Origin of the sequence: Rhodococcus sp. MSC1_016 (genome assembly GCF_023667485.2) — a bacterium.
Lineage (GTDB): Bacteria > Actinomycetota > Actinomycetes > Mycobacteriales > Mycobacteriaceae > Rhodococcus_F > Rhodococcus_F oxybenzonivorans.
On the sequence record NZ_JAMOZI020000001.1, the window covers coordinates 3,719,310 to 3,743,470 of the forward strand.

A 24,161-nucleotide genomic window follows, 5' to 3' on the forward strand; every position below is an offset into this window, starting at 1 on the left:
TTCCTCTCCGCGTCCAGTTCATATCAGGGTCCCGACGTCGGCAGCGACAATGCGGTCCAATGCGCGCTCGGCCACAGCGGCGATCGTCATCGACGGGTTGCACGCGGCGGTGTTGCCGGGCATCAGGGCACCGTCGAGCACGTACAGCCCGCGCTGGCCGTGCACGCGGCCTTCGAGGTCGCACACCGCGCCCATGCAGGCACCGCCCAGCGGATGCCAGGTGGAGGGGAATCCCGAATTTGTATCCGTGAGTATGCTTCCCGGTCCGGCGATTCTTCGCACGGTCGGATCGATATGACCCTGCTGAATGACTGCGTCACCTTCCTTCGGCCAACGCAATACAGCGCCGTCATTCGCCGAGTCGTAGGCAATGCTGCCACGGCCCTCACTGACGCCGTACCCGACGAGCATGGTGCTGCGGGCGTCGAAGGAGAGCGGTGGTATCGACGCCTGGATGACCGTGTGAGCGGACGAGGGGTCGTCCCAGTTCAGACTGCCGTAGACCACCGGGCCGCCCTGCGGAGCGCCGAATTCCTCTTCGAGGCTTGTCCACACATAGATTCGGTCGGCATTGGTACCCCAACCGGCGCCCAATTGGTCGGGTAGGTCCGGAATCTGTCCCTTCGCCGACGCCCGCACCAGCAGCTTGGTGGTGTTCACACTGCCGGCGGCCATCACCAGAGCGGTCGTCGTGAGTATCTTCTTCTCGAGGACTCTGCCGGACGAGTCGATCCGGTCGACGTGCACGATCCATCGGCCATCCTTGGCCCGCTCGACGTCGGTGACCTGGTGCAGGATCTCCACTGTCACGCGCCCGGTCGCCTCGGCGGCGGCGATGTACGTGACGTCGACCGAGTGTTTACCGCCGTTGTTCACGCCGAGAGCGCCGTCGCCATTGGTATACGACGCTTTCACGCGCCCGTGGACCTCGTCGAGCGCGTAGTTCCAGTCGATCGGCATCGGAATTTTCGCCACGGGAAGACCGGCACGCGTGACGTTCTGCTCGAATACCCTTGCAGCTCGGTAGTTCGGGCTGGCGACCAGTTCGTCGGGAGCGACCGCGAGTTTCAGCATGCGAGCGACCCGCGGATAGTGAATCCTGTCCATGCTCACCCAGTCGAGCGCCTCCGGGAAATGAGTGTTGAAGACGGCCTCGGCCGGCTGCAGCGTCATCCCTTGATATACCAAGGATCCGCCGCCGACTCCCGCAGCGCACAGTGCGGTCATGTTCTCACCGAGCACCGCCTCGAGGAGACCTGCGTGCGGCTCCATCGCCACCGGCGTGCCGAAGAGCTGTGGGCTGGATTCGTACCAGAGGATCCGTTTGTCCGGAGCTGTAGCCCGCGGAAAAGTCTCCGCATTGGGCCCTGTGGGCCAACGCATTCCGCGTTCGAGCACGAGTACCGGCACGCCCGCCCCGGCAAGACGAAGAGCTGCGACACCACCCCCGAATCCGGATCCGACGACGATGACCCGATGACTTTCGCGGGTGACCGAGGTTCGCGCACCACGGTCCTCGCGACCGACGCCGGCCTGGGCAACACGCGGGCTCGCCAACGCAATTCCCGCGGCGGCCGCGCCCGTCAGAAAGGACCGGCGATTGAGTGCAGACACAGCTTTCCCCCAGCTCTCGGTGAAGACGTACTCGGCGAGATGACAAGACAGGTCGACGTGGTCACATCACGCGTGAGCCGGCCAACCGGACGCACTTTGCGGGCAGAGCGCCCGAAGCAATCCCTCAGGCGAGGTCAAAACTAGACACTCGATCGAAGATGTGTCAAGAAACTCGTTTGTTCGAGAGGCGGAACCTGGGGCGCACACCGCGCCGGGTCGTCACGAGCCGAAGGGCATCGCCGGCAGTAGCCAGCGGGTGAGAAACCTGCGCAGGTCGTCGTCGGCGTGAACGGCTTCGTCGTCGAACATGATGACCGAGAGTCCCAGGCGGACCAGAATTTCGACGATGTCGTCCAGGTACGTCTGCGTGTCGGGGTAGCGATCAACGAGGGGTGAGAGCAACTCGCGTGCAACGGGTTTGGCGCGACGCATCATTCCCGCGTCGAAAAGAGGGTTTCCCTGCTCGGCCTGGAGCAGTGCCGCGAGGACCGGGTCCGCGTGCACCGCAGCCCGACTGGCGACGACAAGCTCGACGACGAGCTCGAAGGGCGTGTCGGTGGCGTCCAAGCGGGAACGGATGCCGCCCACCACCTCCACCGCAAGACCGGCGATCGCCTGCGACACCAGTTCCTCGCGTGACCCGAAGATGGAGTAGACGGTTTGCCGCGTGACGCCCGCGGCCTGAGCCACCGCCGCGATGGTGACCCCGTCGAAGCCGTCACTTCTGATCAACTCGAGCGTGGCATCCAGGATCTTCCTCCGCGACCGCATGGGGCCATTATCGGGTACCGCCTCATGTGGTCGCCCGGCCGTCGCACCGTCTCTCTCCGCGAGCCCTCTCCGCCTGGCAGTATCGACGCCGTGAGTACCGCGAACCTGTCCCGGGCCGAAACAGCTGAACGCAGCCGGTCGATCGAGGTGCTCCGGTACCGAGTGGAGCTCGACCTACTCGCCGCCGTCGACCCCGGCGTGGACACCTTCAGCACCACCACCACGGTGGAATTCACCTCGCACTCCCCCGAGACCTGGCTCGACTTCATCGGTGCCCGGGTGGAGTCGGTGACCGTCGACGGAACCGCAGTGGATGTGCAGTACGACGGTGCACGTATCGCATTGACCGGACTACGGGAATCCTCTGTCGTGACCGTGGTCGCACAGGGCGACTACTCGCGCAGCGGGGAGGGTCTGCACCGGTTCGTCGACCCGTCCGACGGACAGACGTACCTGTACACCCAGTACGAGCCGGCCGACGCCCGCCGGGTTTTCCCGTGCTTCGAACAACCCGACCTCAAGGCTCCGTTCACCTTCGTCGTCACCGCGCCACGCGGCTGGGAAGTGATCTCCAACCAGTACGTCGACCGTCGCGACACCGTGAGCGACGGCCAGGTCGTCACCTTCGCAGCTACCTTGCCCCTGTCCACCTACATCACCGCGGTCGTGGCCGGTCCGTACCACAGGGTCGAATCCTCCTGGCAGAGAGGAAACCTCACAGTTCCGCTGAGCGTCCTGTGCCGGGCATCCCTGGCACGATATCTGGACGCCGACACCATTTTCGAAATTACTCAGCAGGGCTTGGACTTCTTCGCCGACGCCTTCGACTTCCCGTATCCGTGGGGTAAGTACGACCAGGTCTTCGTGCCCGAGTACAACCTCGGGGCCATGGAGAATCCGGGCTGCGTCACCTTCACCGAGGCGTACGTGTTCCGTGGGTCGGCGACCGATGCCCAGTACGAGGGCCGGGCCAACACGATCCTCCACGAGATGGCGCACATGTGGTTCGGTGACCTCGTCACCATGGTGTGGTGGGACGATTTGTGGCTCAAGGAGTCGTTTGCCGACTACATGGGGTCACTCGCGAGTGCCGAGGCGACGCGGTGGACACAGGCGTGGGTGGCGTTCGCCAACCGGCGCAAGGCCTGGGCTTATCTCCAGGACCAGCTCCCGACGACCCATCCCATCGTGGCCGACATCGTCGACCTCGAAGCCGCGAAGCTCAATTTCGACGGCATCACCTACGCCAAGGGCGCCAGTGTGCTGAAGCAGCTCGCGGCCTACGTGGGTCGGGACGCCTTCTTCGAGGGCGCTCGCCGCTACTTCCGCGCCCATGCCTTCGGGAACACCACCTTGGCCGATCTGCTGACCGAGCTGTCCGGCACATCCGGTCGCGACTTGACCAGCTGGGCCGCCGCCTGGTTGCAGACCAGCGGAGTATCGACTCTGGCCCTGGAGCGCAATGACGGGGGCGGCGCGACTCTTTCGCAGACCGATCCCCGACCGCACCGGCTGGCGATCGGCATGTACGACTTCGATGAAGCCGGCGACCTGGTGTGCAACGAGCGATCCGAAATCGACATCACGACGTCGCGGACTCCCGTCGACCTCTCAGATGCCCCGCTGGTGCTACCGAACGACGCCGATCTGACGTATGCGAAGGTGCGCCTCGACACTCGCTCGCTGACCACGGTGGAGAACTCCCTCGACCGGGTTCGCGACCCGTTGGCACGCGGGCTGATCTGGTCGTCCCTCTGGAATGCGACGCGGGACAGTGAACTGGAGGCAGCCCGCTATCTTGCCATGGCGCAGCGGTTCTCGCCTACGGAGTCCAACCCGGCTCTCCTGACCTCGGTGCTGTCGAATGCGCCCTTCGCGATCGAGCACTACCTACCCGAATCCGCCCGAGCGGACGCCCGCAGGCGATGGCTCGAGCACACCTGGAACGAAATGTTCGTCAGTGATTCCGGTGCCCAGCTCACCTGGGCGCGCGCTGTCGCCGCCGTTGCGACAACCGACGGAGGCCGGGCGGCGGATATTCGATCGATTCTCGATGGCAGTGCACCGCCGCCGTCCGGACTGTCTCTCGACCCCGACCTGCGGTGGGCGTTGTGGCTCGCTCTCGCCGCCACCGGTCATGCCGATGACACCGACCTGCACGCCGAATGGCAGCGGGACGACACCGGGTCCGGTCGCACCGCGTACCTGCGTGCGATGTCGGCCCGTCCGGAAGTCGCCGTCAAGGCGGAGGCCTGGGCGTCCATCTTCCACGACCACTCGCTGTCGAACGATCACCTCGACGCCACCATCAGCGGATTTCTCGCGGGAGCACGCCGTGACCTCGCCGCACCGTTCGCGGAGGACTATTTCGCCGCAGTGCGTCCGACCTGGCGGGACCGGAGCATCGAGATGGCACGCCGGGTGGTGACCGGCTTGTTCCCCCGGGACACGAACCTCGCCGCGGCCGACGCCTGGCTCGCAGCGAACGCCGACGCACCGGGCGCTCTACGAAGACTGATCGTCGAGCAACGCGACCATCTCGCGCGCGATCTCCGGGCGCAGGAGTTCAACTCCGGATTCGGGACGCGCACGCCCTCGGACGAACCCTGACGCGCGGGCGAGGAGCCCATATCATCGAGACGGGACCGGCATTCGCCCGCGGAAGTACCAGGAAAGGACACTCGTGGACCAGCACAGTTTCGAGGTCGAACTCCCGTCGGACACGTCGTTCGAGTCGGCGGAGGAACACGTCCTGCAGGAAATCGTCGGTCCCCGGATGCTCCGCGAGGGCAAGGATGGTTACGCCGACCTGCACGTGGACACCAAGGTCGAGAGCCGAAAGCCGGGAATCTCGATTTTCGCGGGGTCCTACAAGCTCTAGCAGAACTGTTACTCAGGCGACGGATCGTCGGCCGATCGCGAAAAGTTCCCGAGGCGAATCGATGCCCTTCAGCCTGTGGCTGCCGGCCGGTTCGCACCAGAAGTCGTCGGTGTCCAGTTCGTCGTAAAACTCACCGGTGACCACCACCTCGTGGGCGGGTGCGACGGCCACCACGCGGGACGCCATGTTGACCGGTCGACCGAACCAGTCGCCCGCGCTCGGCACTGCGGTTCCCCAGTCGATGCCGGCCCGAAGTGGTGGCAATCCTTCCAGACGGGCGGCATCGACGAGGTCGAGTGCGGCGCCCGCGAGCGCGGAGGCATCCCACGACACCAGCATGACCGCGTCCCCGATCGTCTTCACCAATCGCACAGGCGAGACCACCAGGTCAGTGGCCAGGCGGTCGAGCCGTTCCGCGACCCGGCTCAGATCGTCCGCCGCGCCCTGTTCGCCGAGCAGCGTGAACCCGACGAGATCGGCGAAACACACCCCGATCTGCTGTGAACCCCGGATGTGCAGGTTCGAGTCACCGGCGATGCCGACCGCGTCCGAACGCAGTTGTTCACGCAGGCTCGTCGCAAGAATGTGCGCGAGTATCTGTGCCTGGAAATCTGCGATGCGGCGCACCTCCACCGCATACTGCAGGGCAACTTCCGGGTGATCACCCGCTGCCGCGAGACGGTCCTGGAGGAGGGCCTCCGCGGCATCGGCCAACGTCCAGATATTGCGGCCCATGACGCGTGCGGCCGCGAACATTCCACCTTCGTCGAGTCCCAGATCTCGGTACTGCTTCAATCCTCGCGCAAGGCTCACATCACCGTCGTTGTAGTACGCCCCGTCCTCGGACGCTCCCCTGCCGATGGCACGAAACCAACGGCGGGCATCCTCGACGGTGAGACCGGCCAGCTGCGAGATTTCCTCGATGCTGTACGTGCCTTTCGGCGACAAGGCATGCTCGAGCAACAGGTGCGCGAGCCGGTTGCCCTGAGTCGCAGCCCGTAGTTCGTCGATGGTCACGTTCTCCGCGACCAGCGTGTCGAGCACGCCGATCCGGGCAGCACGGTCCGAACCCGAGAGCCCCTCCAGGAGACCGGCACGTTCGAAGTTCTCGATCTGAACACGATGCGGAACCGGACGGCGCAGTAATCGAGGCGCCGGGGACACCAACCCTCCCGGCCGCGGCACGAGCCGCACGCCGACTCGCCGCGGAAGCCGCCGTTTCGCCCCGGAATTGAGCACGTCCTCATCGTCGCAGGCATCACGGCCTTGATCGCGGAGATTACGGGAAGTGCTTCCCACGGACGGCGAGACCGAACTATATTCGGTGCATGCCGATTCAAAGTCTGTTGTTGGATGCGGCGGAAGCACACTTCGCACGCCGCGGAGTTCTCGAGACCCGACTGTCCGACATCCGGCAGGAGGTTGGGGCGAGCGTGGGTGCGGTGTACCACCACTTCCCCAACAAGGCCGAGCTGTACGCACAGGTCTGGCTCCGCGCACTCACCGACTATCAGGATCAGTTCTGGACTGCACTGTCCGAGTGCGCGGACGCCCGGACCGGAATCGAAGGAGCGGTCGTACACCACCTCGCGTGGGTGTCCACACACAGGGACAGGGCTGCGATCCTGTCTGCGCCTCGTCCCCCTGCCGTCGACCAGCGTGTGCACGACAAGAACGCCGCATTCTTCCGCCAGGTGACGCACTGGTGGCGTGTCCACGAGCATTACGGCACGGTCCGTCGCCTCGGCTTCGATGTTCTGTACGCACTGTGGCTCGGACCTGCGCAGGAGTATTCCCGGCACTGGCTCGCCGGCTCGATGACCACCGAACCCGCCGCCGTGGCCCCGGAATTGGCGCGCGCCGCGTGGATGTCGCTACGAACTCAGGAGTGAACCATGACCGTGGATGTCGCCTTGACTCCGGACTCTGCCCGGGCCGTGCTGGAAGCCCAGCCATTCAGCATGCTCATGGGCGCCCGCATGACGCAGTTCGGCGACGGCCGTACCACCCTCGAGATTCCCGTCCGTGACGATCTACGGCAGCAGAGTGGTTTCGTGCACGGCGGCGTCCTGTCCTACGCCGCCGACAATGCGCTCACCTTCGCGGCCGGCACCGTGCTCGGAGCGAACATCATGACCGCCGGATTCACGATCACCTACTTGCGTCCGGCGCTGGGAGTGATCCTTCGCGCCGACGCTCGGGCCGACGCCGCGACCCGGCGGCAGGCCCTGTGCCGCTGCGACATCTACGCAGTGCAGGAAGACGGCGTAGAGGTGCTCTGTGCCGCCGCGCAGGGAACCGCGACGGTCAAGCAGACGCGGTAGCACCGCCGCCACGAGATGACACGATGGATGTCATGGCAGACACAGTGGACCATGCTTCCGTCGTTCACGCGCGCGAGCGCATCGACGGGCTGATTCGGCGAACTCCCACCTTCCGGGCCACCGTTCCGACGGCCCACGGTGACGTTCCGGTGATCTTCAAGCTCGAATTCCTCCAGTACGGCGGATCGTTCAAGGTCCGCGGCAGTCTCAACGCCATGCTTCACGCAGAGGAGGAGGGGCAGCTCGCCGACGCGGGGGTCGTCATCGCCTCCGGTGGAAACGCCGCGATCGGCGCAGCCTGGGCGTCACGCCTGCGCGGTGTGAGATGCACCGTGGTGGTGCCGAACACCGCGCCCGACATCAAGATCGAGAAACTGCGGGCGCTGGGGGCGGATGTCCGCACGGTGGGTGACCACTATGCGGAGGCCGCCGCGTACGCCGCAGAGCTCGCCGAGTCGTCGAACGCACTGGCGCTGCACGCCTACGACCTTCCCGACATCGTCGCGGGAGCGGGCACCATCGCCCTCGAGATCCAGGACGACGTCCCCGAACCGGTCACCTACGTGGTCGCCGTGGGCGGCGGCGGACTGCTGTCGGGCATCGTCGCGGGTAGCCGCGACGACGACGCCATCATCGGTGTGGAACCGCGCGGCGCGGCCACCCTGCACACGGCCGTCGCGGCACGCCGTCCCGTGGACATCGACATCGACAGCATTGCCGGCGACTCTCTCGGGGCCACCCAGATCGGCTCGATCGCGTGGGCCACCGTGTCTGGGCGGCCCGTCGACAGCCTCGTCGTGGACGACAGCGCACTGCTCGACGCGCGAACGCTCCTGTGGGAGGAGTTCCGGATCGTCGTCGAACACGGCACGGCGGCGGCGCTCGCCGCGATCCTCACCGGCGAACTCGTACCGCCGTCGGATCGACCGCTGTGTGTCGTCCTGTGCGGGGCCAACACCGCACTGACCAGCTACTGAAGGGCGAGGGATCAGCCGCGGGGTTTCAGCCGGCTGTTCGGCAGCTCTGGCGCAGGCAAAGCCGAACCGTCGTATCCCTCGACGGTTCCGAACCGGTAGTCGGCGGACCCTGCGCCACGGATTTCCGACTGCCAGTCCCGGCGGTAGCCGACGATGTCGTCGTGGCTGCGACCGAGGAAGTTCCACCACATGATCACCTGCTCGCCGAGTGGCTCGCCGCCGAGCAGCAGCAGCCGGGCGCGGGTCTCACCGGTATTTCGCAACGCCACTACCGAGGACCCCGGCGGCTGATAGCCGAGGTCCGCCCACTTCAACGGGGTTCCGCGTAGACGGACGTCACCTTCGTCGACCAGAACCCCGACTTCGAAACCGGGTTCGATGTCGAAGGTGACGTCGGCACCCGGATCGAGCAGGACCTCCGCCCCCAACAGCGGCGAGAATGTGTGGACCGGCGAGGTCGACCCCGCCGTGGTACCGAGAAAAACCCGGACCGTTGCGCCGTCCAACTCCACCGGTTCCGGCGCATAGGTGTCGAAGGCGGGCGGCGCGTCCTGAGCCGAGGCGGGCAACGCCACCCACAGCTGGGCGCCGTGCAGAATGCGAGTCTCCGGCGTCGACACCTCCGAGTGTGCGATGCCCCGCCCGGCCGTCATCAGGTTCAGTTCGCCGGGCCGGACCATGGCGTGTGAGCCGATACTGTCGCGGTGCTCGATTTCGCCGGTGAACAACCAGCTCACTGTCTGCAGCCCGGTGTGTGGATGCGGCGGGACGTTCATCCCCCCGGTGAGTCCGACATCGTCCGGGCCGTAGTGATCGGCGAAACACCACGCCCCGATCAGTGAACGCTCGCGCTGCGGCAGAGTGCGCCGGACCGGCATGGCGCGAGGGCCGCCCAGCGGAACCTCGCGCGGGCTCAGCACCTCGATACCCTCGCCACCGGGACGGGACTCACACCGCTTCTCCACCGAATTCGCTTCCACATTGCTCACGATTCCATCGTGCCTTTCGTCGGCTCTGCGCGGTACCACGTGTACGACGTTCGGGGTCTCGTCTCGTCGACAGACGCCACATCAGTTCTACAGAGGGGTGGCCTCGGTCAACGTCCGATCGGCCTTCATCGACGCGTGCGTCGGTGGATTCTCCGGCACGTGCGCCGGACGACGCGCGGCAAACTCTTTGCGCAGCACAGGAACCACCTCGCCACCGAGCAGGTCCAGCTGTTCGAGCACCGTCTTCAGGGGAAGGCCTGCATGATCGACGAGGAACAGCTGACGCTGATAGTCGCCGAAGAAGTCGGCGAACGTGAGGGTCTTCTCGATCACCTGCTCGGGCGTCCCGACCGTCAACGGCGTCTGCTCGGTAAAGTCTTCGAGGCTGGGGCCGTGCCCGTACACCGGGGCGTTGTCGAAGTAGGGTCGGAACTCGTCGACGGCGTCCCGAGCGTTCTTTCGCATGAACACCTGCCCACCCAATCCGACGATCGCCTGATCGGCACGCCCGTGACCGTAATGCTCGTAGCGCTCCCGGTACAGATTGATCAGCGCGATGTAGTGCTCCTTGGGCCAGAAGATGTTGTTCGCGAAGAATCCGTCGCCGTGAAAGGCCGCAATCTCCGCGATTTCCGGGCTGCGGATGGAGCCGTGCCACACGAACGGCGCAATACCGTCGAGCGGCCGCGGCGTCGAGGTGAAGCCCTGCAAGGGGGTACGGAACTGTCCCTGCCAGTCCACGACCTCTTCGTCCCAGAGTCGACGCAGCAACCGGTAATGCTCGAGCGCCAGCGGAATTCCCTGGCGGATGTCCTGACCGAACCACGGATAGACCGGAGCCGTATTGCCGCGGCCCATCATCAGGTCGACGCGTCCGTCGGCGAGATGCGACAGCATGGCGTAGTCCTCGGCGATCTTCACCGGGTCGTTGGTCGTGATCAGCGTTGTCGACGTCGAGAGGATGATCTTCTTCGTCTTGGCGGCGAGATACCCCAGCATGGTCGTCGGGGACGACGGGACGAAAGGCGGATTGTGATGCTCGCCGGTCGCAAAGACGTCGAGCCCGACCTCTTCAGCGTGTGTGGCAATGGTGGTCATCGCCTTGATGCGCTCGTGCTCGGACGGAGTGCGGCCGGTGGTGGGGTCGGTCGTCACGTCGCCGACGGTGAATATTCCGAACTGCATGAGATGTTCCTCCCGAACCGCACAGTCACGCGTGCATCAATCTGATACAACATTCAACCACATGGGAGTATTCCGGATAGCCGGGAACGCGAGGGGCGGCAAGCACAGAAGTGCTTGCCGCCCCTCGACGCGATACGCCGGATCCTCCGCGCAGCCGGTCAGTGCATCATGATCTGCGGAACATCCTCTGCTTCGAGCGCCGGATTCACCGTCTTCTTCCGCGGCAACAGGAACGCCGGAATCAGAGTCAGTGCGATGAGCACGGTCGCCACCATGAAGGTGTTACCGAAGGCGTCGGCCGCGGCGTTCAGAATGCTGTCGACGGCGCCGGGAGGCTGCTGCGCGGCCACCTCGGGAACGTGCTGCATCGCCACGGTCTGGTTGTCGAGACCCCGATCGAGTAGCTGGTTCGTCAGAACGACCGACATGACGGCGGTACCGATCGAACCCGCGGTCTGCTGGACGATGTTCATCAGCGAAGAACCGCGCGCGACCTGCTCGTTGGACAGGGTGACGATGGCTGCGGTCATCAGCGGCATCATGGTGCAACCCATTCCCAGGCCCATCACGAACAGCGCACACATCAGCAGCCACGCCGGTGAATCCCCTGCGACCTGGGTGAACACTCCCAGGCCGACTAGAATCAGCGGCAGACCCGTGAGCACGATCTTGCCCGGACCGATCTTGTCGACGAGCCGACCGGCGACCGGCATGGTCAGCATCGCGCCGATTCCCTGCGGAGCCATCAGCAGACCGGCAGCCAGAGTGGTGTGTCCCCCGACCTGGATGAAGTAACTCGGGAAGAGCAGACCTGCACCCATGAACGCGACAATGAACAGCGAGGTCGTGATGACCGCGACCGACAACTGCCGGTTCTTGAACAGGCGGAGGTCGATCAGCGGGTGATCCTTGCGAAGCGCATGGAAGACGAACGCGATGATGAGCACCAATCCGATGGCTCCGGACACCAGCACTCGGGCCGAGGCCACGGTGCCGACCTCGGGAATGGACGACACACCGAACAGGAACAACGCCAGGCCGGGCGAGAGCAGCAGCATTCCGAGGAAATCGAAGGACTCCGACGGCGAAGGCTTGTCCGACGGCAGGATGATGAACGCCGCCGCGAGCGCGACGATACCGATGGGCAGGTTGATCAGGAAGATCCAGTGCCAGCTGGCCGCCTCGATCAGCCAGCCACCGAGGATCGGACCGCCGATGGGTCCGAGCAGCATCGGGATACCGAGCACCGCCATGACCCGGCCGACTCGATCCGGGCCGGCCGCCCTTGTCATGATGGTCATGCCGAGCGGCATCAACATGCCGCCGCCGAGACCTTGAAGCACGCGGAATCCGATCAGCGTCGTGATGTCCCAGGCGAAACTACACAGCACCGAGCCGAGCACGAACAGGATCAGTGCGGTCATGTACAGGCGCTTGGTGCCGAACCTGTCGGCCGCCCACCCGGTGAGAGGGATGACGGTAGCGAGCGCGAGCGTGTACCCGGTCATCGTCCACGCAACGGTGGCGTAGGTGCTGTCGAACTCGGTGGCGAATGTCGGCAGCGCGACGCTGACCACGGTCACATCGAGGATCGACATGATGGCGCCGAGCACCACCACCGACGCGATCTTGAGGACCGTGCCGTCGAGCTTGTCGGGCACCGCGGGCGCGGCGTTCGGCGATGTCATCCGAATGTCTCCTGGTTGTCTTCCCGCAGGAAGTTACCTGCGAGGATCGGTTGTAGGGCCTCGATCAGTCGAGCCCGCTCGGCCTCCGGAATCCGCCATGCGAACTGTCGCAACTGATCACGCTTGCAGTCGATGTGGTGGTTGGCCAGCTCGTGCCCCGCCTCCGACAAGGACACTCGCTTGACCCGGCGGTCACGGTCGTCCTCCCGACGAACGACGAGACCGAGCTTCACGAGCTGGTCGACGTTCCGACCGGCTGCCGCCACCGAGAGCCGCAACCGTTCCGCAACCTCGTGGATCGGCAGTGGCTCACCGTGCTGCGCAAGCGCGAAAAGCATGCGTACCTGAGAGAACGTGAGGTCCAGCTCGATCAGGGCGTCCATCGACTCCGACTCCCCCACACACAACACTTGCGAGAAGAAATCGTTGAGTGCATCGAAGAGAAGAGCAGGAGAGTTGTCGGCCACCCCGAAATGCTAGCGCACATGCAACTATTGCCGAAGAGCAACTATGACGCAACCGAATTATCGGTCTCGGGTATCACAGCGTCACTGCTCGCGATCCTGCACGAGTACGGCTTTGCCCATTACGCGCCCCGCCTCGAGGTCGCGCAGCGCCTCGGCGGCGTCGGCCAGCCGGTATCGGCTCTTCACCAACGGCGTCAGACCTCGCTCGATGTGCCCGAGGAGTGCAGCGTGCACCTCGGCCAGCGCCTCCGGTTCGGTACGGAGGAATTCACCCCACGCCGCCCCGACGATGCTGATGTTGCGAAAGAGCACACGATTCAATTTGACCTCGGGAATCGCTCCGCCGGCGAACCCGATGACCAGCAGCCGCCCTTCCGGGGCCAGCACGCGCACCGCTTCGTCGAATGCGTCACCACCGACCGGATCGACGACCACCTGTGCGCCGACACCACCGGTCAGGGCGCGAACATGCTCGCCCCAGCCTTCCCTGAGCTGCACGACCTCGTCGGCGCCCAATTCCCGCAGGAAGTCCCCGGCACCGTCCCGCCGCACGACGGCGATCACCCGCGCGCCGTGGGCCTTCGCCAGCTGGATCGTCGACGTGCCGACACCACCTGCCGCGCCCAGCACGACGACCGTCTCTCCGGAACGTAATTGCGCCCGCCGTTGCAGCGCGAACTCCATCGTCTGATAGTTGACGATCAGGGACGCAGCGGCTTCGAAGCTCAGCGAGTCGGGGATCGGCAGCACCTGTGCGGGCGGCACGGCGACCCGCTCGGCGTATCCGCCGACGTGCGAGACGGCCAGCACCCGCCGCCCGGGTTCGAGCCCGCAGTCCGGCGGCGCCGACACGACAACCCCGGCCACTTCCGCCCCGGGAACGAACGGCGGCTCGGGCCGAATCTGATACTTGCCGTAGCTGATGAGCAGGTCGGGGAAACACACCCCACTCGCCCGGACATCGATCAGCACCGCACCATCAGCCTGCGGTTCGGGCACCTCCTGCACCGTCATGCCATCCGGCCCGGACAGTTCCGTCACCACCACTGCGCGCATTCCCGAATGCTAGACGCGTACCGGGACCGGAAGTGATCAACGAGCGAAGAGACGTCTCCGCTTGCGGGCGACAGCCACCATTTCGACCTTGTCCGTCATCTTCACCCGGGGTCGGCCGGACCCTTCCGCGCGCGCAGTCTCGGCCTTGTCGATCGCCCGCCAGCCGGTGAAACCGATCTGCTCCGGCTGCCGGCGCTCGACGAGCTTCTTGACGTCCTTGCGGGTTCCGACGTCGCCGCGAAGTTTGCCCGCCTCGAAGTCCTCGAGCAGGGCGGCGACCGTCTCCTTGGCGCACGCCTTGTTGGTTCCGATGACACCGCTGGGACCGCGCTTGATCCACCCGGTGACGTACACGCGGTCGGATACGCGGCCGCGTTCGTTGGGGATGACGCCACGTTTCTCGTCGAACGCGACGCCACCCACGGGATTGCCGCGGTAGCCGATGGAGCGGAGCACGAGAGAGGTGTCGAGCGAGCCGGTGTCGTCGACGGGCCGGGCGACGACGGCGCCGGACTCGTCGACGACGAGTTCGTTGCGACCGAAGCGCAGCGCCTCGGCCCTACCGGATCCCGTGATGTCGAGCGGGGACGTCAGGTACCGGAACACGATCCGCTTGTGTCCGGGCCGCGGAGTGCGTGCGGCGAACTCCTGCGCCAGCCGGACCTTCATCGCAGTGGCCGGGTCGTCGAGCAATGCGCGGCTGCCGTCATCGAGATCGAGATCGGCCTCGTCGATGACGACGTCCACGTTCTCGAGATCGCCGAGCGCAAGGAACTCGGGGTTGCTGTATGCCGCTTGAGCGGGACCTCGGCGACCCAGGAGAACAACCTCCTCGATGTTGCTGTTGCGCAATGCAGCTAGTGCGTGATCGGCGATGTCCGTCCGTTCCAGCTCCGCCACGTTCATCGTGAGGATGCGGGCGACGTCCAGCGCGACGTTGCCGTTTCCGACGATCACGGCCCGCTTCCCGGAGAGGTCGAACGTGCGATCGGCATAGTCCGGGTGGCCGTTGTACCAGGCAACGAACTCCGTGGCAGCGTGCACTCCGGGCAGGTCTTCACCGGGGATGTTCAACCGTCGGTCGCTCGACGCGCCCACGGCGTAGACGACCGCGTGATGGTTCCGGAGGAGCTCGTCGTGGGTGATGTGCTTGCCGACCTCGACGTTGAGGTGGAATTCGAAGTTCGGGCGGTCCAGGCTCCACTCGAACATCCGCGTCACCTCCTTGGTACCGGGATGGTCCGGCGCGACCCCGGCGCGGACGAGGCCCCACGGCGTCGGCAGCTTCTCGAACATGTCGACCTCGACGTCGGAGCGCTCGAGCAGCTCACCGGCGGCGTAGCAGGCAGCAGGCCCGGCACCGACGACGGCGACCCGCAGCTTCCCCAGATCCCGTCGCGGCGGGGTGGCGGGAGTGAGCGGAAGCCACCCCGTCGGCATGGGGTTGGTCGTGTAGTAGTCGGCGTTGATGTCCTTGTAGCGGGTGAGCGATCCCAGGAGCTTGTCTTCCGGGAAGATCGCGTCCACGGGACAGGCGTCGACGCACGCCCCGCAGTCGATGCAGGTCTCGGGGTCGATGTGGAGCATCTCGGTCTGAGCGAACTCCCGCTCCTCCGGCGTCGGATGGATGCAGTTCACGGGGCAAGCGGAGACACAGCTCGCGTCGTTGCAGCACGCCTGCGTGATGACATATGCCATTTGCGGATTCCTCACACCTGTTCGGACCATGTGTTCGTGTGTGTTACACGAAGTAACAGTTATGGAAACTGTACTGAGAAACGCGTCTCCGAACAACCCTCGCCGCCGAATGCGAGAATCAGGAGACTGTCCACGAGCGAAGGAAACGCACCTTGTCACTCGATCAGCCACTGGCCGTGCTCCCCGATCGCGGCCGAGTTTTCGAGACTTCGTGGCCCGTACGCACCGGGGACATCGACGCGGCCAAGCGACTGCGCCTCGACGGGATCGCCCGCTACCTGCAGGACGCCGGGCTGGACAACCTCGAGGCCGTCGACGCCGCCGAGAGCCACCCCCTGTGGATAGTCCGCCGGACGGTCATCGACATCATCCGTCCGGCGGTGTGGCCTGAACGCGTGCACCTTCGCCGCTGGTGTTCGGGGTTGTCCACCCGATGGACGAACATGCGGGTGCAGATCGAAGGCGAAAAGGGCGCGCTGATCGAGACCGAAGGTTTCTGGATTCATATCAGCGCCGAAACCGGGATGCCGACGCGTATCGAGGACGGGTTCATCGATGCACTCGGTGAGTCCGCCAACGAAACGCGCTTGAAGTGGAAGCGCTGGTTGGTCGAGGACGCTCCGTCGACCGACGAGGAAGGCGTCGAGGAGACGCCATTCGGGCTGCGCCGCACCGACATCGACCCGTTCGACCACGTCAACAACGCCGTCTACTGGCAAGCGGTGGAAGAGTTGTTGGCCGATCACGAGCACCCGGGTGGCGGCCGCCTCGTCGACAACCCGCATCGCGCCGTGCTCGAGTACCTGTCGCCGATCGTGTCGACGGACAAGATCGTTCTTCGCTCGCGCCGCGACGACACGTCGTTGACGGTGTGGTTCCTGGTCGACGACACCGTGCGGGCAGTCGCCAAGGTTGGTCCCCTCTCCGTGTGATCAGACCATCTGCTGGATACCGATCACCCGCAGCACATCGAGCTTCGCCCGGGCGTCCGAACCCGGTTGCGGCAGGTACACCAGCAGGTGCTGGTAGGCGCTCGGCGTCAGAAGCGTCTCGCACACGAGGTCGATCCGTCCGACCTCCGCGTGGAGCACGCTCTTGGTGTCGGAGCGGCGGACCGCCACGTCATGACGGTCCCACAGTGCGGCGAACTCGGGGCTGCGCTCGCGGAGTCGAGTCACCAATTCCGTCACGTCGGCGTCGCCCGCCCGACGCGCCGCGGTAGCCCGCAGATCCGCGATCTGGTTTGCGGCGAGCCGCTCGTGTTCATCGTCGGGGAACATGGAGCGTTCCTCCGGGTGCACGAAATACCGCCACGGAAGGTAGCGGTCGAGACCGGAGAACGCGGACGCGTCCCCGAACAGGGCGACGTGCATGCGGTTCTGCATCAGCACCTCACCGAGGTCGGAGATGACGCAGGCAGGGGTGTCGTCGAGCTTGTCCAGCAGGTGCAGAAGTCCCGGTCCGACGTGCTTGTCCCCTGCCGCTCGCAGCGGTGGCACCTGTCCCGACAACAAGTAGAGATGGTCACGCTGGTCATCGTTCAGCCTCAGTGCCCGCGCAAGGGAGGCCAGTACCGAGGTCGACGGGTGCGGCCCGCGAGCCTGCTCGAGCCGGGTGTAGTAGTCGGTGGACATACCTGCGAGCAGCGCGACCTCATCGCGTCGCAGTCCTGGTGTCCGGCGCCGGACACCCGGCGGTAAGCCCACATCCGCCGGGACCAACTGCTCTCTGCGACGGCGGAGGAAGTCGGCCAGCTCGGTGCGGTCCATGGACCAACTGTGCCCCACACCCGAATGCTCTGCCAGGGATCGCCGGTCCCCCGATGAAGGGTCTCTGGTTGTCGTGTCCCGAGCGGATCACGCTGGTGTCGGTCCCACACCACGACGACCGTCAGGAGCACATCATGGTCCCCACAACCTCACTCGGAACCACAGGTCCCACCGTCAGCCGGATCGGACTCGGTGCCATGGGCATGTCCGGGATGTACGGCCGGTCGGAAGACGCGGAGTCGACCGCAACGATCCACGCCGCCCTCGATGAGGGAATCGACCTCATCGACACCGGCGACTTCTACGGGTCCGGTCACAACGAGACCCTGATCGGGGCAGCGCTGTCCGGACGCAGGCGCGAGGACGTCACGTTGAGCGTGAAGTTCGGCGCAATGCGCGGACCGGGAGGCACGTGGGGCGGAGTCGATAACCGGCCCGACTCGATCCGCAACTTCCTCGCCTACTCGCTGCAGCGACTCGGCGTCGACTACATCGACATCTACCGTCCCGCCCGCCTCGACCCCAGCGTGCCGATCGAGGACACTGTCGGCGCGATCGGCGAACTGGTCGAGGCCGGCTACGTGCGGCACATCGGCCTGTCGGAGGTGGGCCCCGAGACGATCCGCCGAGCAGCCGCCGTGCATCCCATCGCCGACCTCCAGATCGAGTACTCGCTGATCTCGCGCGGCATCGAGAACGAGATCCTCCCCCTGTGCCGCGAACTCGGCATCGGCGTCACCGCGTACGGGGTGCTGTCCCGCGGTCTGCTCAGCGACTCACTGCGATCGAATTCCGCGCTGGCGCCCGACGATTTCCGCGCCTACAGCCCGCGCTTCCAGGGTGAGAACCTCCGACAGAATCTGCGGCTCGTCGACACGATGGCCGAACTCGCCGCGCAACACGGGGTGACCGTCGCACAACTCGCGATCGCCTGGGTGCTCGCGCAGGGAGGCGACATCGTCCCGGTCGTCGGCGCCCGCAAGGTCACCCGCCTCACCGAAACGCTCGGCGCGCTCGACGTGCACCTGAGCGCCGCGGACCTGGCCGGCATCGCAGGAGCGGTTCCCGGTTCCGCGGTCGCCGGCGACCGCTACGCACCCGCGCAGATGGCCCAGCTCGACAGTGAACGGACCACCGTCGGGCAAAGCTAGTTCACAGCGTCGCGGCGGCCGGCGACCAACGGCTGCAGGAACTCGGCCCAGCGGGCGAACACCTGGTAGTGGCCGCCGCCCACCCAGACATGGGTGTCGGCGGCGCCGAGTCGCTGGGCGAGGCGCCGATACATCTCCGGGGCCAGGATGTCGTCGGCGTCGCCGTAGAACACGTCGACCGGCTGGGTGATGTCCTCGGGCACGAACCCCCACTCCAGGAACGCCCACATGTCGTCGAGAACTCCGACGCCACCCTGCACCAACGCCTCTCCCATCTCCTCCTCGAACATCGGCTCCAGCACCGGGTCGAGCAGCACGTCCCGGTCCGCGGGGGCCTCCTCGGCAAGATGGGTGACGAACTTCTGCAGATCACGGCGGGACGCCTTCGACTCGTGTCGCGCTGCAGCGGTGGCGACGAAACGAGCATGGTTGAGTCGCCAGATCATGCGCAGGTCGCGATTGAGCACGAGGTCCCGGGAGCCTCCCTCGTCGAACGGGCCGAGCGGGGAGGCCAGCACCAACCGGGTGACCCTGTCACCGAGCAGGTGCGCTGCGGCCAACGCGTGCGGTCCACCGCCGGACCAGCCGGCGATGGCGAATCGCTCGATCTCCAGCTCGTCCGCGAGAGCGGCGAGATCCTGCGGCCAGTCCAGCAGACTCCGGCCCCGCAGCTGGGTGGAGCCCCCGACGCCGGGGCGGTCAGCGGTGATCAGCCGCAAGCCGAGCGACCGGGTGAGGGTGTCGTCGGGGTACCGGGCGAGACGGGAGTCCCCGGTGCCGTGGGCGAAGAACACGGGCATGCCGTCGACGTCGCCCCACTTTTCGTACGCGAGTGTCCGACCGTCGGCTAGCTGGAGGGAGGCCACGGCTGCGACGCTACCGGCCCCTGCGGGGCCCGTCTCGACAATCCGAAACCATGCCTTAGCGTCTAGCCATGGCCACGCACAACACCCCGCACAGCCGCACGCTGATCCTCATGCGGCACGGGAAGTCGGCATACCCGGCAGGAGTCGCCGACCACGACCGCCCGCTCGCCCCTCGGGGCCGACGCCAGGCCGCGATGGCCGGAGACTGGCTCAGGGCGATGCAGCCACCCGTCGATGCGGTGTTGTGCTCGACCTCGGTGCGCACCCGCGACACCCTCGCCGCCGCAGGGGTCACTGCACCAACTACCTTCAGCGAGGCGCTCTATGGTGCGTACCCCGCGCAGGTGCTCGCCGAGATCGCAGAGACCGACGCATCGGTGCGCACTCTGCTGGTGGTCGGACACGACCCCGGAATGCCCACAACCGCACTCGATCTGGCGGGCAACCCCGACACCGGGGATGCGGTGGCGATACGCGAGAAGTTCCCGACATCCGCACTCGCCGTGCTCACCGTCCCGTGCAGCTGGACCGAACTCACCTCGAGCTCGGCGTCGCTGACCACGTTCCACGTTCCGCGGTAGCACAGGCCCGACACAGAAAGGCCCCACCCCCGAAGAGAAAGGGGTGGGGCCTGGTCTGGGTGAACGGCCGACGAGTCCTGAGACTCGTCAACCACTCACAGGGGCTGCGCCCCTACCGGTAATCGTTGCTGAACCCGTAATCGTCCAGCGGCACTGCAGCACCGGTGTTCTGGCCGAAGCCGTCCGGGCTGTAGTACTGGTCGTCGTAGGACGGAACCGCGTACGCCGCCGCACGTGCCTCTTCGGTGGGCTGAACCTGGATGTTGCGGTAACGGTTGATACCGGTACCGGCGGGGATCAGCTTTCCGATAATCACGTTTTCCTTCAGACCGATCAGCTTGTCCGAGCGGCAGTTGATTGCCGCATCGGTCAGCACGCGAGTGGTCTCCTGGAACGACGCCGCAGACAGCCACGAGTCGGTGGCCAGCGATGCCTTGGTGATACCCATGAGCACCGGACGACCGGCCGCAGGCTCGCCACCTTCGGACACGACCCGACGGTTGGCCGCCTCGAAGTCGGCCCGCTCGGTCAACGAACCGGGCAGGAACTCCGTGGCACCCGAGTCGATGATCGTCACGCGACGCAGCATCTGGCGCACGATGACCTCGATGTGCTTGTCGTGGATCGACACACCCTGGCTCCGGTACACCTCCTGGACCTCGTTGACGAGGTGGATCTGCACCTGGCGGGGGCCCATGACTCGCAGCACCTCGTGGGGATCGGCAGCACCTTCCATGAGCTGCTGACCGACCTCGACGTGGTCACCGTCGGCCAGAAGGCGTTCGGTGCCGTCCTCGTGCTTGAAGACACGCAGACGCTGACGCTTCGAGAGCTTGTCGTAGACAACCTCTTCGCCACCGTCGTCCGGGACGATGGTGATCTTGTAGAAGCGGTCGCCGTCCTCGAGCTGGACACGTCCGGTGACGTCGGCGATCGGGGCCTTGCCCTTGGGGACGCGGGCCTCGAACAGTTCCTGAACACGCGGCAGACCACCGGTGATGTCGTCTCCTGCGACACCACCCTGGTGGAACGTACGCATGGTCAGCTGGGTGCCGGGCTCACCGATGGACTGTGCGGCGACGATACCGACGGCCTCACCGATGTCGACCAGCTTGCCGGTGGCCATGCTGCGGCCGTAGCAGGTGGCGCAGACGCCGGTGCCGGTGGTGCAGGTGAGCACCGAACGGACCTTGACCTGCGTGATGCCCGCTTCGAGCAGCGCATCGATAGCCGGGTCGCCCAGGTCGTGACCACGCTCGACGATGACGTTGCCGTTCGCGTCGACCGCGTCGGCGGCCAGCGTACGGGCGTACGTGCTGGTCTCGACGTGAGCATCGCGGATCATCGTGCCATCGGGCTGCTTCTCCGCGATGGTGGTGACGATGCCACGCTCGGTTCCACAGTCGACCTCACGAACGATGACGTCCTGCGACACGTCCACCAGACGACGGGTCAGGTAACCCGAGTCGGCGGTACGCAGCGCGGTGTCGGCCAGACCCTTACGGGCACCGTGCGTGTTGATGAAGTACTCGAGAACGGTCAGGCCTTCCTTGAAGGAAGACTTGATCGGACGCGGGATGAACTCACCCTTCGGGTTGGTCACCAGACCCTTCATACCGGCGAGCGAACGAACCTGAGTCATGTTGCCGGCGGCGCCGGACTTCACGATCATCGGGATCGGGTTGTCGTCGGGGAAGTGGGCCTCCATGGCCTTACCGACCTCGTCGGTGGCCTCGGACCAGATCTTGACCAGGGCACTGTTGCGCTCGGTCTTGTTCAGGGCACCACGCTGGTACTTCTTCTCGATCTGATCGGCCTGAGCCTCGAAGGACTCCATGATCTGAGCCTTCTCCGGCGGCACGAGGACGTCGGAGATGGAGACCGTGACACCGGAACGCGTGGCCCAGTAGAAGCCGGCGTCCTTCAGCTTGTCGACGGTCTGCGCGACCACGATCATGGGGTAACGCTCGGCGAGGTCGTTGATGATCGTCGCCTGACGCTTCTTCGGCATCTGCTCGTTGACGAACGGGTAGTCCGCCGGGAGCAGCTCGTTGAAGAGCACCCGACCCAGGGTCGTCTCCGCGGTCCAGCCGTCACCGTAGTTCCAGCCCTCGGGGAACAGCTCCGACTCGAGGTCACGAGGCGGGCGCTGCTGCGTGAGCCGCACCTTGATCTTCGCCTGGACGACCAGCGCACCACGATCGACGGCCATCTGAGCCTCGGCAGGCGAGGAGTACACGCCCTGTTCGGCGCCCTCTCCGTCGGAAGCCTTCAGCTCGCCAGTGGCGCCCTCGTCCAACCGGGTCAGGTGGTACAGACCGGTGACCATGTCCAGACGCGGCATGGCGAGCGGTCGACCCGACGCGGGCGAGAGGATGTTGTTCGACGACAGCATCAGGATGCGCGCCTCGGCCTGCGCCTCCGCGGACAGCGGAAGGTGCACGGCCATCTGGTCACCGTCGAAGTCGGCGTTGAACGCCTCACACACCAGCGGGTGGAGCTGGATGGCCTTGCCCTCGACCAGCTGCGGCTCGAAGGCCTGGATGCCCAGGCGGTGCAGCGTCGGTGCACGGTTCAGCAGCACGGGGTGCTCGGCGATGACCTCTTCGAGGACGTCCCACACCTGTGCGCGCTGACGTTCCACCATGCGCTTGGCGGACTTGATGTTCTGCGCGTGGTTCAGGTCGACCAGACGCTTCATCACGAACGGCTTGAACAGCTCGAGAGCCATCAGCTTGGGCAGACCACACTGGTGCAGCTTCAGCTGGGGACCGACGACGATGACGGAACGACCCGAGTAGTCGACGCGCTTACCGAGCAGGTTCTGACGGAATCGACCCTGCTTGCCCTTGAGCAGGTCGCTCAGGGACTTCAGCGGGCGGTTACCGGGACCGGTGACCGGACGGCCGCGACGGCCGTTGTCGAAGAGTGCGTCCACCGACTCCTGCAGCATCCGCTTCTCGTTGTTGACGATGATCTCGGGGGCACCGAGGTCGATCAGTCGCTTGAGGCGGTTGTTGCGGTTGATGACGCGGCGGTACAGGTCGTTCAGGTCGGACGTGGCGAAACGTCCACCGTCGAGCTGCACCATCGGCCGCAGCTCCGGCGGGATCACCGGAACGGCGTTGAGAACCATGCCCATCGGCGAGTTCTGGTTCGTCTGGAAAGCTGCGACGACCTTGAGACGCTTCAGTGCGCGGAGCTTCTTCTGCCCCTTGCCGCTGCGGATGGTCTCACGCAGGTTCTCCGCTTCGGCGTCGATGTCGAAGTTTTCCATCAACTTCTGGATCGACTCGGCGCCCATGGCACCGGTGAAGTACTCGCCGTAGCGGTCGACCAGCTCGCGGTAGAGCAGCTCGTCGACGATGAGCTGCTTGACGCTCAGCTTGGTGAACGTGGTCCAGATCTCGTCGAGACGATCCAGCTCCCGCTGGGCGCGATCGCGGAGCTGACGCATCTCGCGCTCGCCGCCGTCCTTGACCTTGCGGCGGACGTCGGACTTTGCGCCCTCGGCCTCGAGTTCGGCGATGTCGGCCTCGAGCTTCTGCGCGCGAGCCTCGAGGTCGGCGTCACGCTGATCCGCGACAGCCTTCTTCTCGACCTGCATCTCGGCTTCGAGCGTGGAGAGCTCGTTGTGACGCAACTCCTCGTCGACACCGACGATGACGTATGCGGCGAAGTAGATGATCTTTTCGAGATCCTTCGGCGCAAGGTCGAGCAGGTAGCCGAGCCGGCTGGGCACGCCCTTGAAGTACCAGATGTGGGTGACCGGGGCAGCCAGTTCGATGTGGCCCATGCGCTCACGGCGAACCTTGGCGCGAGTCACCTCGACGCCGCAACGCTCACAGATGATGCCCTTGAAGCGGACACGCTTGTACTTACCGCAGTAGCACTCCCAGTCCCGGGTGGGGCCGAAGATCTTCTCGCAGAAGAGGCCGTCCTTCTCGGGCTTGAGCGTGCGGTAGTTGATGGTCTCCGGCTTCTTGACCTCGCCGTAGGACCAATTGCGGATGTCCTCTGCACTGGCGAGGCCAATGCGGAGTTCATCGAAGAAGTTGACGTCGAGCACGTAACTTCCTTTCCCCAGAGGGATTGTGGATCAGCGGTGGCCGCCGATACCTGACTGCCAATTCAAATGTGAACT

At 65.6% G+C, this 24,161-nt stretch carries 20 protein-coding genes; 8 read left to right on the top strand and 12 right to left on the bottom strand.

What is annotated here, in order from left to right; translation table 11 throughout:
- Positions 1 to 18: 18 nt before the first annotated feature.
- Together L1080_RS17155 and L1080_RS17160 are read right to left on the bottom strand one after the other, a co-directional pair.
- Positions 19 to 1,614 (bottom strand): GMC oxidoreductase, encoded by a 1,596-nt coding sequence (locus L1080_RS17155; protein ID WP_250772591.1) that lies wholly within the window; start codon positions 1,612 to 1,614, stop codon positions 19 to 21.
- 219 nt (positions 1,615 to 1,833) lie between these two features.
- Positions 1,834 to 2,385 (bottom strand): TetR/AcrR family transcriptional regulator, encoded by a 552-nt coding sequence (locus L1080_RS17160; protein ID WP_159920423.1) that lies wholly within the window; start codon positions 2,383 to 2,385, stop codon positions 1,834 to 1,836.
- A gap of 90 nt (positions 2,386 to 2,475) precedes the next feature.
- Here L1080_RS17160 and pepN point away from each other — a divergent pair, with 90 nt between their 5' ends.
- A complete protein-coding gene (gene pepN, locus L1080_RS17165; protein WP_250772593.1) occupies positions 2,476 to 4,995 on the top strand; it encodes an aminopeptidase N in 2,520 nt (839 codons plus the stop codon).
- Between the two features lie 73 nt (positions 4,996 to 5,068).
- A complete protein-coding gene (locus L1080_RS17170; RefSeq protein WP_159920419.1) occupies positions 5,069 to 5,266 on the top strand; it encodes a hypothetical protein in 198 nt (65 codons plus the stop codon).
- A gap of 12 nt (positions 5,267 to 5,278) precedes the next feature.
- Here L1080_RS17170 and L1080_RS17175 read toward each other — a convergent pair whose 3' ends face one another.
- Entirely contained in the window at positions 5,279 to 6,430 is a 1,152-nt protein-coding gene (locus L1080_RS17175; protein ID WP_159926985.1) for an adenylate/guanylate cyclase domain-containing protein, read from the bottom strand.
- Between the two features lie 164 nt (positions 6,431 to 6,594).
- Here L1080_RS17175 and L1080_RS17180 point away from each other — a divergent pair, with 164 nt between their 5' ends.
- From L1080_RS17180 to L1080_RS17190, 3 genes are read left to right on the top strand one after another with little or no spacing between them, the layout of a single operon-like run.
- On the top strand, positions 6,595 to 7,158 hold the full coding sequence (locus tag L1080_RS17180) for a TetR/AcrR family transcriptional regulator (RefSeq protein WP_159920417.1): 564 nt from the start codon (positions 6,595 to 6,597) through the stop codon (positions 7,156 to 7,158).
- Positions 7,159 to 7,161: 3 nt separating this feature from the next.
- On the top strand, positions 7,162 to 7,590 hold the full coding sequence (locus tag L1080_RS17185) for a PaaI family thioesterase (protein ID WP_250772595.1): 429 nt from the start codon (positions 7,162 to 7,164) through the stop codon (positions 7,588 to 7,590).
- 32 nt (positions 7,591 to 7,622) lie between these two features.
- The gene (locus L1080_RS17190; protein ID WP_250772603.1) at positions 7,623 to 8,567 is read left to right on the top strand and encodes a serine/threonine dehydratase; all 945 of its coding nucleotides are present in this window, start codon (positions 7,623 to 7,625) and stop codon (positions 8,565 to 8,567) included.
- Positions 8,568 to 8,578: 11 nt separating this feature from the next.
- Here L1080_RS17190 and L1080_RS17195 read toward each other — a convergent pair whose 3' ends face one another.
- From L1080_RS17195 to L1080_RS17220, 6 genes are all read right to left on the bottom strand, one after another.
- The gene (locus L1080_RS17195) at positions 8,579 to 9,556 is read right to left on the bottom strand and encodes a pirin family protein (RefSeq protein WP_250772628.1); all 978 of its coding nucleotides are present in this window, start codon (positions 9,554 to 9,556) and stop codon (positions 8,579 to 8,581) included.
- Positions 9,557 to 9,643: 87 nt separating this feature from the next.
- Positions 9,644 to 10,741, bottom strand: a complete 1,098-nt coding sequence (locus tag L1080_RS17200) for an LLM class flavin-dependent oxidoreductase (protein ID WP_159920409.1) — start codon at positions 10,739 to 10,741, stop codon at positions 9,644 to 9,646.
- A 158-nt stretch (positions 10,742 to 10,899) separates the two neighbouring features.
- Positions 10,900 to 12,429 carry a DHA2 family efflux MFS transporter permease subunit gene (locus tag L1080_RS17205; RefSeq protein WP_250772631.1) on the bottom strand — a complete coding sequence of 510 codons (1,530 nt, stop codon included), beginning with the start codon at positions 12,427 to 12,429 and terminating at the stop codon, positions 10,900 to 10,902.
- Positions 12,426 to 12,896, bottom strand: coding sequence for a MarR family winged helix-turn-helix transcriptional regulator (locus tag L1080_RS17210; RefSeq protein WP_250772633.1), 471 nt, complete (start codon positions 12,894 to 12,896; stop codon positions 12,426 to 12,428). The genes L1080_RS17205 and L1080_RS17210 overlap by 4 nt, the downstream gene beginning before the upstream one ends.
- Positions 12,897 to 12,977: 81 nt before the next feature.
- The gene (locus tag L1080_RS17215) at positions 12,978 to 13,952 is read right to left on the bottom strand and encodes an NADPH:quinone oxidoreductase family protein (protein ID WP_159920403.1); all 975 of its coding nucleotides are present in this window, start codon (positions 13,950 to 13,952) and stop codon (positions 12,978 to 12,980) included.
- 36 nt (positions 13,953 to 13,988) lie between these two features.
- Positions 13,989 to 15,650 carry an FAD-dependent oxidoreductase gene (locus tag L1080_RS17220; protein WP_250772635.1) on the bottom strand — a complete coding sequence of 554 codons (1,662 nt, stop codon included), beginning with the start codon at positions 15,648 to 15,650 and terminating at the stop codon, positions 13,989 to 13,991.
- A 152-nt stretch (positions 15,651 to 15,802) separates the two neighbouring features.
- Here L1080_RS17220 and L1080_RS17225 point away from each other — a divergent pair, with 152 nt between their 5' ends.
- Positions 15,803 to 16,582, top strand: a complete 780-nt coding sequence (locus L1080_RS17225) for an acyl-[acyl-carrier-protein] thioesterase (protein WP_159920399.1) — start codon at positions 15,803 to 15,805, stop codon at positions 16,580 to 16,582.
- Here the strand turns inward: L1080_RS17225 and L1080_RS17230 are convergent, their stop codons facing one another.
- On the bottom strand, positions 16,583 to 17,419 hold the full coding sequence (locus L1080_RS17230; protein ID WP_159920397.1) for a helix-turn-helix transcriptional regulator: 837 nt from the start codon (positions 17,417 to 17,419) through the stop codon (positions 16,583 to 16,585).
- A 134-nt stretch (positions 17,420 to 17,553) separates the two neighbouring features.
- Between L1080_RS17230 and L1080_RS17235 the strand changes: the two genes are divergently transcribed.
- Positions 17,554 to 18,570 carry an aldo/keto reductase gene (locus tag L1080_RS17235; RefSeq protein ID WP_250772638.1) on the top strand — a complete coding sequence of 339 codons (1,017 nt, stop codon included), beginning with the start codon at positions 17,554 to 17,556 and terminating at the stop codon, positions 18,568 to 18,570.
- Here the strand turns inward: L1080_RS17235 and L1080_RS17240 are convergent.
- A complete protein-coding gene (locus L1080_RS17240; RefSeq protein WP_250772640.1) occupies positions 18,567 to 19,436 on the bottom strand; it encodes an alpha/beta fold hydrolase in 870 nt (289 codons plus the stop codon). The genes L1080_RS17235 and L1080_RS17240 overlap by 4 nt on opposite strands.
- Positions 19,437 to 19,504: 68 nt before the next feature.
- Here L1080_RS17240 and L1080_RS17245 point away from each other — a divergent pair, with 68 nt between their 5' ends.
- Positions 19,505 to 20,017: a SixA phosphatase family protein gene (locus L1080_RS17245; RefSeq protein WP_250772642.1), complete on the top strand. Its 513-nt coding sequence runs from the start codon at positions 19,505 to 19,507 to the stop codon at positions 20,015 to 20,017.
- Between the two features lie 112 nt (positions 20,018 to 20,129).
- Here L1080_RS17245 and L1080_RS17250 read toward each other — a convergent pair whose 3' ends face one another.
- The gene (locus L1080_RS17250; protein ID WP_109327993.1) at positions 20,130 to 24,086 is read right to left on the bottom strand and encodes a DNA-directed RNA polymerase subunit beta'; all 3,957 of its coding nucleotides are present in this window, start codon (positions 24,084 to 24,086) and stop codon (positions 20,130 to 20,132) included.
- Between the last annotated feature and the right edge of the window lie 75 nt (positions 24,087 to 24,161).

Coding starts and splice junctions, on each gene's coding strand:
- L1080_RS17160 (WP_159920423.1), bottom strand. CDS start 2,385: ATGCGGTCGCGGAGGAAGATCCTGGATGCCACGCTCGAGTTGATCAGA.
- L1080_RS17180 (WP_159920417.1), top strand. CDS start 6,595: ATGCCGATTCAAAGTCTGTTGTTGGATGCGGCGGAAGCACACTTCGCA.
- L1080_RS17185 (WP_250772595.1), top strand. CDS start 7,162: ATGACCGTGGATGTCGCCTTGACTCCGGACTCTGCCCGGGCCGTGCTG.
- L1080_RS17190 (WP_250772603.1), top strand. CDS start 7,623: ATGGCAGACACAGTGGACCATGCTTCCGTCGTTCACGCGCGCGAGCGC.
- L1080_RS17200 (WP_159920409.1), bottom strand. CDS start 10,741: ATGCAGTTCGGAATATTCACCGTCGGCGACGTGACGACCGACCCCACC.
- L1080_RS17205 (WP_250772631.1), bottom strand. CDS start 12,429: ATGACATCGCCGAACGCCGCGCCCGCGGTGCCCGACAAGCTCGACGGC.
- L1080_RS17215 (WP_159920403.1), bottom strand. CDS start 13,952: ATGCGCGCAGTGGTGGTGACGGAACTGTCCGGGCCGGATGGCATGACG.
- L1080_RS17220 (WP_250772635.1), bottom strand. CDS start 15,650: ATGGCATATGTCATCACGCAGGCGTGCTGCAACGACGCGAGCTGTGTC.
- L1080_RS17230 (WP_159920397.1), bottom strand. CDS start 17,419: ATGGACCGCACCGAGCTGGCCGACTTCCTCCGCCGTCGCAGAGAGCAG.
- L1080_RS17235 (WP_250772638.1), top strand. CDS start 17,554: ATGGTCCCCACAACCTCACTCGGAACCACAGGTCCCACCGTCAGCCGG.
- L1080_RS17245 (WP_250772642.1), top strand. CDS start 19,505: ATGGCCACGCACAACACCCCGCACAGCCGCACGCTGATCCTCATGCGG.